This is a genomic window from Rhodococcus sp. NPDC004095, from assembly GCF_053604015.1.
Map to the genome: position 1 here is coordinate 132287 of NZ_JBSGGS010000013.1, position 10810 is coordinate 143096.

Below are 10810 nucleotides of genomic sequence, written 5' to 3' on the forward strand. Positions count from 1 at the left end.
CATCGAGCACCTACGGGGATGACTCCGCAATCAGGACCGGAGCGCGGCCCCCGCCTGGCCGCGGACGAGGTCGGCATAGGCTCCCCCGGCATCGAGCAGGTCCTCGTGCCGACCCAGTTCCGCGATCCGCCCGCCGTCGAGCACGACGATCAGATCCGCGTCTCGGATCGTGCTGAGCCGATGGGCGATCACGATGCGGGTCTGACGCTGCCCGCCCAGGTTCGTCGTGACTGCGGCCTCGGTCATCGAATCGAGGGCGCTCGTCGCCTCGTCCAGCAGCAGTACCCGCGGCCGGGGCAGCACCGCGCGGGCGATGGCGAGGCGCTGCCGCTGACCACCGGACAGACCCCCGCCGTCCCGCAGCATGGTGTCGTATCCCATCGGCATGGCCTCGATCTCGGTGTCGAGGCAGGCGAGCCTCGCGGCGGCCGCGATCTCGTCGCGGCTCGCCCCCGGCCGGCACAGGGCGACGTTGTCGGCGATGCTGCCGCTCAGCAGCGGACAGTCCTGGGTGACGACACCGAACTGCGAGCGCAGCGAGCGCACCTCGAGTGCGGCTGCGTCGATCCCGTCGAAACGGATGGTGCCCTCGGTCGGCGGGACCAGTCCGAGCAGCAGCCGCGCGACGGTGCTCTTCCCGGACCCGGAGCGCCCGACCAGCGCGACCGTGGCACCGGCCGGTATGTCGAGGTCCAGGCCACGCACGACCCAGGAAGACCGTGGGTCGTACCGGAATCCGAGCCCACGCACGCTGATCGCCCCGCTCAACGCGGGCGCGGGCGTCACCGGGACATCCTGCTGTTCCTCCCGGGACCCGAGCACGTCACCGAGCCGCCGCAGGTGTGCCCCGACCACCTGCAGCCGCTGCAGGGTGCCGACCAGCGAGCCGATCGGCACGAGGGCCGCGACCGCGATCCCGTTGAGCGCGATCATTTCTCCGAGTGAACGGCCACCGTTCATCACCTGTACCGCGCCAACCGCGACCAGGACGGTAGGGGCGGCGATCCGGATCGTCTGCAGTGCCGCGTCCAGCCGGCCCTGCAGGCCCGCGCTCGCCGCGGCATCGGTCACCGCAGTCTCGAACAGTCGGGCCCACCGCGCGGTCACGGCCCGCTCGGCGCCTGATGCCTTCACCGACTCGATCCCACCGACCGCCTCGATGAGCAACCCCTCGGCCGCGGCGGCGGAGGCGAGTTCCCGGTGACCCGCCGTCGACACCCGGCCGGCCGTGGCGGCCAACAACGCGACCTGCGCGAGCGCGAACACGGCCAGTCCGGCCGCCATCAGCGGGGACCACCACAGCAGCACCACGAGATACCCGACGGCGAGCGGCGCGTCCAGCAACGCGGCCAGCACCGAACCGGTGAGCAGTTCGCGCAGCGCCGCCCCGGACGCGATGCGCTGAACCACGTCACCGGTCCCCCGCCGGGTGAAGTAGCCGAACGGCAGCCGCATCAGCCGCTCGACCACGGCCGTGGTCAGATCCCGGTCCACGTCGGTGCGCAGCCGCACCAGCAGTGCACTGCGCACGAGGCCCGTCACCAGGTGGGCGGTGACGGCGGCCCCGACCACCGCCGTCACCGCCCACCACAGCGCCCGGTCCCGGTCGGGGATCACCCGGTCGACCAGGACCCCCGAGGCCACCGGCAATGCCATCCCGACGGCCTGCACGACGATCGACGCGAGCACCACACCGACGAGGAGCCCTCGACCGCGGCGCAGCATCCCCGCGACCAGCGCGCGGCCCGGACCTCGCGGAGGTCGAGGTCGCTGTTCGACTGTTCCCCTGCCGAATTCGAGTACGACCCCCGAGTAGCCCGCAGCGAAGTCGGCACCGGCGAGCCGTCGGCGGCCGGCCGCGGGATCGACCACGCGCACCCCACGTGGGCCGACCGACTCGACGACGACGAAATGGTTTCCACCCCAGTGCGCCACGGCAGGCAGACGCACCTGCCCACTCAGCACCCCCTCGGCCGGGACACCCAGTCCCCGTGCCTCGAGCCCGTACCCCCGGGCCGCCTGGACCAGCGCGAGCGCGGTGAGGCCGTCCCGGCCGGCACCCACCTCGTCGGCGACCTCCGCTGCGCCACACCGATGCCCGAAGTGACCGAGGATCATCGCCAGGCAGGCGGCTCCGCAGTCCGCGAGCCCGTCCTGGGTGACGACCGGCACGGTCACCGCGGGGCCGCCACACCCGCGGTGGGGGTCTTGTCCGCCGCACCCCAGAACCACTCGATTCGCGCGTCCCGCCGTCGCTCGGCGATCCAGCCGTCGAACGCGGCGTCGGCGAGCAGCCGATCCGTCTCCGGCCCCGGAGCCGCCGGGAACGCCGCGAGCACCTGCGTCACCTCCCAGCCCGATTCGGATTCGACCGGCCCGAGGACGGTTCCCGGTGCGGCGTGGCCCAGATCGGCCGCCGCGACCTCCACGAACTCGGCTCCACGCACCGTCGCCGCCCCAGCGAAGGCGGCGGCCGCCGCCGCGAACACCCCGGCCGCATCCGCGCCGTCCGCATCCACGCGCGTGCGCACCAGGGTCACGAAGGCATCCGCGTCGCCGCGCTCCACGAACCGCACCCTGACCCCCCGGAGGCGGTCGAGGACGGCGGGATCCGGGCCACGCTCGGCGAGGATGCGCCGCTTGAGTTCGGCGATCGCGGTCTCCTGGGCGACCAGTTCCTCGAACGCCTCGTGACCGAGGGCCCGCTCCCGCATCCACTCCTCGGTGTCCGGCACCGTCAACAGACCGCGCGCCCTCCGGAACGCGTCCATCGCGTGCTGCAACTCCGCCGCGCCCGGCCGGATCGGATTCTCCGCCAGTTCCTGCCGCACCAGGCACACCGTGATCAACCGGTCCAGTAGCTCCGTCCGCTCCCACATCACGTCCAGGTACGCCATGGCCTCCTCGATCGCGAGTGGTTCGCCGTTGACCCGCAACAGCATCGACTCGGCGGTGCGCTGCGCACCGCGCAGCGACCAGGGCACCGCGGTGGCCGGGGTCCAGGACAAGGAGGTCGTGCCCACCCCGGGCTCGGTGATCAGCAGCCCGTAGCCGACGGACTCGTCGACGGCCTCGCGGTGCCGGAGCAGCCGCATCCGGCTCCGCGGGTGCTCGGCGCGCAGTGGGTCCAGCGCGCGGTCCGCGCGCCGGTCCGCATCGTCCGGGCCGAGAGAGCGGAGCACGGTCAGCGCGGAGTCGAGCAGGGACGGGGTCGGTGCGGTCACGGCAGGGCTCCGATGTGTCGTCGTGGCAGGTCGCGGTCGGCGCCTGATCGCAGCAGATCCGCAATCGAGGCGCAGATGGGCAGTCCGGTGGCGTCCTCGATCCACAGCCACTGTCCGGAGGGATTGATCTCGAGGAACACGTAGTGTCCGGCGGGTGTGAGGATCAGGTCGATTGCGCCGTAGCGCAATCCGAGTTCGGCGACGAGCAGCACGCACCGTCTGCGGATGTCCTCGGGCAGGGTGTGCACCCCGTACCGGGTCGTCGACGGGTCGTAGCACCGCCAGTCCAGCCGGGTGTGGTTGGCGTCCTGACTGTGGATCTCGGCGGCGAACACCTCGGTTCCGACCACCGTCACGCGCAGCTCGACCCGCTTCGGGACGTATGCCTGAACAATCATCGGACACAGGCGAACCGCGTCGGCGGCGGCAACGTCGGTCGTGGTCGCCGGCTCCGCCATCCGCGCGTAGCTCTCGTCGCCGCGCACCAGCCAGGACCGTTGCAGGGGCTTGGTGATCACGCGGCCCTCGTGCGCGTCCCAGAAGTCGAGAAACGCGTCCGGATCGGTGGTGACGAGGGTCGGTGGAAGCTCGAAGCCGAGCCGGCCGGCGAGGCGCAGTTGGGTCTGTTTGCGTCCGGCGGAACGGATGTCGGCACGGGTCCCCGGCACGGCGAGCGCATCGAGGTCGTCCCACAGTGCCGCCGCGAACACCTCACACTCCTGCTCGACATACTCCTTGATCGCCGGGTCGGTTGTCTCCCCGTGTGCCACGGGATCGCCCGGCCTGCGGAACCACACCGCGTCCACCGCGTCGAGATCGACACGGTCCGGGCCCCGGGTGAGCGTCCGGCGCACCCGCCCCGTCGACGTCACCGCCAGCGACAGCGTTGCCGCCGCGGGGAACTCGGCGGGGTCGAACACGGTCACCTCCGCACCGGCGGCGTGCAGGTGACGGACGACGGCGGCCGCGTGGGTGTCACCCGGCTGGGTCAGCACCAGCACATGCGCTGGGGTCATGGATCCCTCCTGTGGCAGTGATGTCATCGAGCGCGGGGCGTCGCCGGATCGGCGACGCCCCGCTACTTCCGCGAACCGATCAGAAGTCGGCGTCGGTTCCCGTCCAGCCGTCCACGACGTCGATCACCTTGCTGGAGCGCCCGCGGTCGCGCATGCCGCCCGCGACGGAGGCCAGCTGCGCCTCGTTCAGCTCGGCGCCGGCCGCGGGGATCTCGGTGATGGTGGTGTTGCGCATGTTCATGACTCCTCGTCACTTTCGTGTCGGACCGTCCGACACCGGAAACGGTGCCCGGACCCGGTTGGAGACGACCTGCGCCCGGCTGCGCTCGACTTGCACCACGCTGGCAAATCACTGGTAGGCCGGCCCGCTTATGCTGAGGGTCATGCCTGGACCGACCGCGCCCACGCCCCCACCGACGTCCGTCTACCTGCAGGTTCTCGGGCCGGTCCAGGTGCTTGTCGGCGATTCGGATTTGTCGGTGGGCGGCCCGGTGCCGCGGGCGCTGCTCGCGCGTCTGGCCGTCGCGGCCGGGGAGAGCGTGTCCGACGACGCGCTGATCGACGACCTGTGGGGTGACACTCCGCCCCGCACCGCGAAACTGACCCTGCAGGGCTATGTGGCACGGATACGCAAGATCCTCGATCCGCACCGGCCCGGCGCCCGCTCCCGAGTGCTGACCCGGACCGGCAACGGCTACGCCCTCGAACCCGACGCCACCGACTGGCAGCAGTTCACCGTCCTCGCCGAGGCGGGTGCCCGACTCCTCGCCGCCGGTGACGCCGCCGCGGCGGCCGACACCCTCGACGCCGCACTGGATCACTGGCGTGGCGACGCCTACGCGGACGTCCCCGAGTCGGAGTCGGTGGCGGTCGAGGCCCGTCGCCTCGACGCCCTGCGCCTCGACGTCGTCGAGGATCGAATGGAGGCCGCGCTCGCACTCGGCGAACACGGGACGGCCGCCGCGCGCCTCGACGCGTTCACCCGACTGCACCCGCTCCGCGAACGCGCGTGGGAGTTGTCGGCGCGGGCACACTATCTGGCCGGCCGACCGGGCGACGCCCTCGACGCGCTGCGCCGGGCCCGCGAAATCCTCGCCGACGAACTCGGCACCGATCCCCGGCCGAGCCTGCTGGCGCTGCAGGCGGCGATCCTCGCGCACGACGACGCGTTGACACCGAGCGACCCGGACTCGGCGCCCGCCACACCGGAGGTGGCCGAGGCCGCAGCGGAGCCCGCCGCCGCACCGGATCCGTTCGCGCGCAACATTCCCCTCGCACTGACCCCGTTGGTGGGTCGGAGCGATCCGCTGACCGACCTCGGGGCGTTGCTCCGAACGCACCGCCTCGTCACCCTCACCGGTGCCGGCGGCATGGGCAAGACCCGGCTCGCGCTCGAGGCCGCACGTGCCCGCACCGACGTCGACGGACCGTGGCTCGTGGAGTTGGCCGGCGCCAGGGACGGCGGTCAGGTCGCCGACGCCCTGGCAACCGCACTGGGGCTGACCGTCTCGGGCGGCGTCGACGGAATCGCCGACGTGCTCCGTGGGCGAGAACTACTGCTGGTTCTCGACAACTGCGAGCAGGTCGTCGACTCGGTCGCCGAGGTCGTGACCGCGATCCTGACCCGTTGTCCTTCTGTGCGGGTCCTCGCCACCAGCCGCGAAGCACTCTCCGCCGCAGGCGAATACGTCTACGAGGTTCCCCCGATGTCCGACCTGGAGGGGGTACAGCTGTTCATCGAACGGGCGGCCGGGCAGCTCGGCGAGTTCCACCCCGATCCCGAGGAACGCGAACTGCTGCTCCGGCTGTGCTCCGAGCTCGACGGGATGCCGCTGGCAATCGAACTCGCCGCTGCGCAGTGCCGGACGCTGTCGGTCCGACAACTGATCGATCACGTCGACGACCGGTTCGCACTGCTGCGCGGCGGACCGCGGACCAACGCCCGGCACACCACGATGCTCGCCGCGGTCGAATGGTCGTACCAGACACTCACCGAATCCGAGCAGCGGCTGTTCCAGTCCCTCGGGGTGTTCGAAGGCGGATTCGACCTCGACTCCGCGCGTGCCGTCGTCGACCAAGCGGGACTGCTCGCCGATCTCGGGTCGCTGGTGGACAAGTCGCTGGTGTCCGTCGTCGGCGGCGACCCGCGCCGCTACCGCATGCTTGAGACGATGCGCGGGTACGCCGCGCGAGTGCGCGAGCCGGACCTGACCGCACGGCTGCGGCGCAGCCACACCCGGTGGATCTGCGATCTCGCCGAGGACGCGTTCCTCGGTCTGCGCGGGTCGGACAGCTCGCGCTGGATGCGCCGCCTCGACCTCGAGATCCCGAATGTCCGGGCCGCACTGGAGGCGAACACCGGCGACCTCGACACGTACCTGCGGATCGCGGGGGGCGTGTACTGGTACTGGTACCGAGGGGGCCACGTCGCCGAGGCGATCAGCTGGCTGTCCCCCGCCGTGGCGTCGGGGATCGCGGCGTCGGGGTCACTGCCGGTACGGGCCAGGGCGGTGGCCGGGGCGACCGTCATCCACTACCTCGCCGGCGACCTTCCGGGACTGTTCACGGCGTTCGGGCTGCTCGCCGAACTGGCCGCCGAGGTCACCGATCCCGTCAGCCGCGCAGACGCCGAAACCACACTCGCGTTCTTCGAGGCGGGATCCGGACTGATCGAACAGGCCCGCACCCACGCCCGGGCATCGCTCGACTTCGGTACCCGCGCCGAGCGGCTGTTCACCACCGCCGAGGCGTTGATGTGTTTGGGGACGGCGGATTTCCGGGCCGGCGATCTCGAGTCCGCGGCGGCACACCTGGAGGAGGCGGCCGCCACGGCGCAGCGGTGCGGGTACGGCTGGTGCGAGGCGTCCTCACTGTGGATCGGCGCGAAAGTGGATCTCGCCCAGGGCCGTTGGGGTGGACCCGCCGAGGAGAAGCTGACCCGGATGATCCGGGTGTGTGACGACAACGCGGACGTCACCTCGTGGCTGGTCGGGCTGGCGACGTCGGCGTACGCGGCCTTCCGCCGTGGGGACCACCACACGGCCGCGGTCCTCACCGGCGCCGTCGACCGACACGGTGCGGCGATCGGCTACCGCCCCGCGGCGATGGACCCGATCGACCTCGCCGGGTACGACGCCGAGGTGCGCGCCGGGCTGTCCCCGGCGGCACTCGAGTCCGGATCGCGACAGGGCGCGGCGTTGGGCCGGGCCGGGGTGTCCGCCCTCGCCTCGCCCGCACCCGTGTAGGCGTGCAGGCGACGGCGAGGCCGTCAGTACCGGTCGCGCTTGGGCTTCTTGTCGAACTTGCCCTTGCCGGACTTGCCGTCGCGCTGACCGCCCTGGTCGCTCCGCCGGCCCCGCTCCTGCGGGCGTTGCCCGGGCGGGCCCTGGTCGGGGGTGAGCTGGATCAGGACACCGGAGATCCGGGTCGCACGCAGCGCTTCGAGGGTCTCGTTCGCCAGGTCCGCGGGCAGCTCGACGAGGCTGTGGTCCGGGCGGATGCTGATGTGCCCGAAGTCGCTGCGGCGCAGGCCGCCCTCGTTGGCGATGGCGCCGACGATGGCGCCCGGGACCACCCGGTGACGCTTGCCGACGGCGATCCGGTAGGTGGCCATCTCCTGCCCGTTGCGCCCGACCTTCGGGCCTTCGTCGAAGCGGCGCGGCGGCCGCTCGCGCGGTTCGCGCTCCTTGCGCGGCGGTGCCGGCGGCTCGGGCGCCATCAGGAACGCCTCGCCGTCGCGGGACTGCACGGCGAGAGCGGCGGCGATGTCGGCGAGCGGCACGTCGTGCTCGCGTTCGTAGTCCTCGATCAGCCGCCGGAACAGGGCGATGTTGTCGGAGCTCAACGACTCGGTGATCGAGTCACCGAACTTCGAGACGCGCTGCGCGTTGACGTCCTCGACGGTCGGCAACTGGATCTCGGTCAGCGGCTGCCGGGTCGCGCGCTCGATCGCCTTGAGCAGGTGCCGCTCGCGCGGCGCGACGAACAGCAGCGCGTCGCCGGAGCGACCGGCCCGGCCGGTGCGGCCGATGCGGTGCACATACGACTCGGTGTCGTGCGGGATGTCGTAGTTGACGACGTGTGAGATGCGTTCCACGTCCAGTCCGCGCGCGGCGACGTCGGTCGCGACAAGGATGTCGAGGGCACCGGACTTGAGCTGACCGATGGTCCGCTCGCGCTGGGCCTGCACGATGTCGCCGTTGATCGCGGCGGCCGAGAAACCCCGTGCCCGAAGGCGTTCCGCGAGATCCTCGGTGGCCTGCTTGGTGCGGACGAAGATGATCATCGCCTCGAACGACTCGACCTCGAGAATGCGGGTGAGCGCGTCGAGCTTGCGCTGATGCGCAACCTGCACCCAGCGCTGGGTGATGTTCGTGGCCGTCGAGGTCTTGCCCTTGACGGTGATCTCGACCGGATCGTGCAGGTACTGCTTGGAGATCTTGCGGATCGCCGTCGGCATGGTCGCCGAGAACAGCGCGACCTGCTTGTACTCGGGGGTCTCCGAGAGGATCTTCTCGACGTCCTCCTGGAAGCCCATCTTGAGCATCTCGTCGGCCTCGTCGAGCACCAGGTAGTCCAGGTGCGAGAGGTCGAGGGTGCCCTTCTCCAGGTGGTCGATGACGCGACCGGGCGTGCCCACGATGATCTGTGCGCCGCGCCGCAGCCCGGACAGCTGCACCCCGTAGGACTGGCCGCCGTAGATCGGCAGCACGTGCAGTCCGGGGATGTGCGCGGAGTACTTGCCGAAGGCCTCGGCCACCTGCAGCGCGAGCTCGCGGGTCGGCGCCAGCACCAGCGCCTGCGGACGCTTCTGCTCGGGGTCGATGCGGGAGAGGATCGGCACCGCGAAGGCCGCGGTCTTGCCGGTGCCGGTCTGGGCGAGACCGACCACGTCGCTGCCGGCCATCAGAGGCGGGATGGTCGCGGCCTGGATCGGCGAGGGCGACTCGTACCCGACGTCGGTCAGTGCCCGCAGCACCCGATCGTCGATGCCGAGGTCGGCAAATGTGGTGCTGTCGTTTTCCGGCTCGGGGTTCTGCTCGGTGTCACTCATTTCACCAGGAGTTTACCGTCTCACCCACCCCGTCGCCGACCCGCAGTCGCCCACCCGGCGTAACCCTGATCACCAACGCGGGCACAATGCGGGGCAGAAACTGCCTTTCGACACCAGGAGCGCCCGTGTCCGAGCCGACGCCGATCCCCACCCACTGGTACAACATCGCCGCCGACCTGCCGGTGCCGCCGCCACCGCATCTGCACCCGGGAACGAAGGAGCCGGTCACCCCCGCCGACCTGGAGTCGCTGTTCGCGTCCGGGCTGATCGCCCAGGAAGCGTCGACCGAGCAGTACATCGAGATCCCCGAGCCGATCCGCGAGGTCTACAAGACGTGGCGGCCTGCGCCGCTGATCCGGGCGCGCGAGTTCGAGAAGGCACTGGGCACCCCGGCCCGCATCTACGTCAAGTACGAGGGCGTCAGCCCGGTCGGCAGCCACAAGACCAACACCGCGGTCGCGCAGGCGTACTACAACGCGCAGGACGGCGTCACCAAGATCACCACCGAGACCGGCGCCGGCCAGTGGGGCTCCGCGCTGTCGTTCGCGTGCGCGAAGTTCGGCATCGACCTCGAGGTGTGGCAGGTCCGCGCGTCGTACGACTCGAAGCCGTACCGCCGGTTCCTGATGGAGACCTACGGTGGCACCGTGCACGCCAGCCCGTCCACGCTGACCGAGTCCGGTCGCAAGATCCTCGCCGAGCACCCCGACACCCCCGGCAGCCTGGGCATCGCGGTCTCCGAGGCCGTGGAAGTGGCCGCCGGCGACCCGAACGCGCGGTACGCCCTCGGCAGCGTCCTCAACCACGTGGTGCTGCACCAGACGGTCATCGGGCTCGAAGCGGTCGAGCAGCTGCGCGCCGCGGGCGAGGAGAACGCCGACGTCGTGTTCGGTTGCGCCGGTGGCGGTTCCAACCTGGCCGGCCTGGCGTTCCCGTTCATCCGCGAGGTGCTGCACGGCCGGGCGAAGACCCGGGTCATGGCCGTGGAGCCGGCGGCGTGCCCGTCGATCACCAAGGGCGAGTACCGGTACGACCACGGCGACGTCGCCGGCCTGACGCCGCTGCTGAAGATGCACACCCTCGGCCAGGACTTCGTGCCGGACCCGATCCACGCCGGCGGCCTGCGCTACCACGGCATGGCGCCGCTGCTCAGCCACACCGTCGAGCTCGGTTACGTCACCGGCCAGGCAGTCGACCAGACCGAGTCGTTCGCGGCGGGCGTGCAGTTCGCCAGGGCCGAGGGCATCGTGCCCGCGCCCGAGTCCTCCCACGCGATCGCGGCCTGCGCCGAGTACGCGAAGAAGCTGACGGAGCCGGAGGTGCTGGTGATCGGCCTGTCCGGGCACGGCATGCTCGACCTGCCCGCCTATCACGAGTTCATGCAGGGCAACCTCGTCTCCACCGTGGGCGACATGTCCTAGATGTGATGTCCAGGGAGGTTGGTCCGGACTCTGTCCGGTGAGTCGAGCTGACAGGTGAAAGCCTCCGGTTGTGAAGTGGAGCTGTCTAGGAACCGC

The 10810-nt window shown here is 71.2% G+C and carries 7 protein-coding genes; 2 read left to right on the forward strand and 5 right to left on the reverse strand.

Annotated elements, in window-relative coordinates:
- Positions 1–30 precede the first annotated feature (30 nt).
- The 4 genes from ACWEPG_RS23150 to ACWEPG_RS23165 all read right to left on the reverse strand — a co-directional run bounded on the left by ACWEPG_RS23150 (position 31) and on the right by ACWEPG_RS23165 (position 4475).
- Entirely contained in the window at positions 31–2178 is a 2148-nt protein-coding gene (locus ACWEPG_RS23150; RefSeq protein ID WP_452595435.1) for a peptidase domain-containing ABC transporter, read from the reverse strand.
- Positions 2175–3224: a TIGR04500 family putative peptide maturation system protein gene (locus ACWEPG_RS23155; RefSeq protein WP_452595436.1), complete on the reverse strand. Its 1050-nt coding sequence runs from the start codon at positions 3222–3224 to the stop codon at positions 2175–2177. The genes ACWEPG_RS23150 and ACWEPG_RS23155 overlap by 4 nt, the downstream gene beginning before the upstream one ends.
- Positions 3221–4240: an MvdC/MvdD family ATP grasp protein gene (locus tag ACWEPG_RS23160; protein ID WP_450117261.1), complete on the reverse strand. Its 1020-nt coding sequence runs from the start codon at positions 4238–4240 to the stop codon at positions 3221–3223. The genes ACWEPG_RS23155 and ACWEPG_RS23160 overlap by 4 nt, the downstream gene beginning before the upstream one ends.
- A 79-nt stretch (positions 4241–4319) precedes the next feature.
- Entirely contained in the window at positions 4320–4475 is a 156-nt protein-coding gene (locus tag ACWEPG_RS23165; RefSeq protein WP_345344306.1) for a putative ATP-grasp target RiPP, read from the reverse strand.
- A gap of 148 nt (positions 4476–4623) precedes the next feature.
- Between ACWEPG_RS23165 and ACWEPG_RS23170 the strand changes: the two genes are divergently transcribed.
- Positions 4624–7485, forward strand: coding sequence for an AfsR/SARP family transcriptional regulator (locus ACWEPG_RS23170; RefSeq protein ID WP_452595437.1), 2862 nt, complete (start codon positions 4624–4626; stop codon positions 7483–7485).
- Positions 7486–7508: 23 nt separating this feature from the next.
- Here the strand turns inward: ACWEPG_RS23170 and ACWEPG_RS23175 are convergent, their stop codons facing one another.
- The gene (locus tag ACWEPG_RS23175) at positions 7509–9293 is read right to left on the reverse strand and encodes a DEAD/DEAH box helicase (protein ID WP_450132556.1); all 1785 of its coding nucleotides are present in this window, start codon (positions 9291–9293) and stop codon (positions 7509–7511) included.
- A gap of 125 nt (positions 9294–9418) precedes the next feature.
- On the opposite strand from ACWEPG_RS23175, the gene ACWEPG_RS23180 reads away from it, so the two are divergent.
- Positions 9419–10714, forward strand: a complete 1296-nt coding sequence (locus tag ACWEPG_RS23180) for a TrpB-like pyridoxal phosphate-dependent enzyme (protein ID WP_450117197.1) — start codon at positions 9419–9421, stop codon at positions 10712–10714.
- Positions 10715–10810: the final 96 nt, after the last annotated feature.

Bases quoted from the DNA above. Each gene is read 5' to 3' on its own strand.
- ACWEPG_RS23160 (WP_450117261.1), bottom strand. From the start codon at position 4,240: ATGACCCCAGCGCATGTGCTGGTGCTGACCCAGCCGGGTGACACCCAC.
- ACWEPG_RS23175 (WP_450132556.1), bottom strand. From the start codon at position 9,293: ATGAGTGACACCGAGCAGAACCCCGAGCCGGAAAACGACAGCACCACA.
- ACWEPG_RS23170 (WP_452595437.1), top strand. From the start codon at position 4,624: ATGCCTGGACCGACCGCGCCCACGCCCCCACCGACGTCCGTCTACCTG.
- ACWEPG_RS23165 (WP_345344306.1), bottom strand. From the start codon at position 4,475: ATGCGCAACACCACCATCACCGAGATCCCCGCGGCCGGCGCCGAGCTG.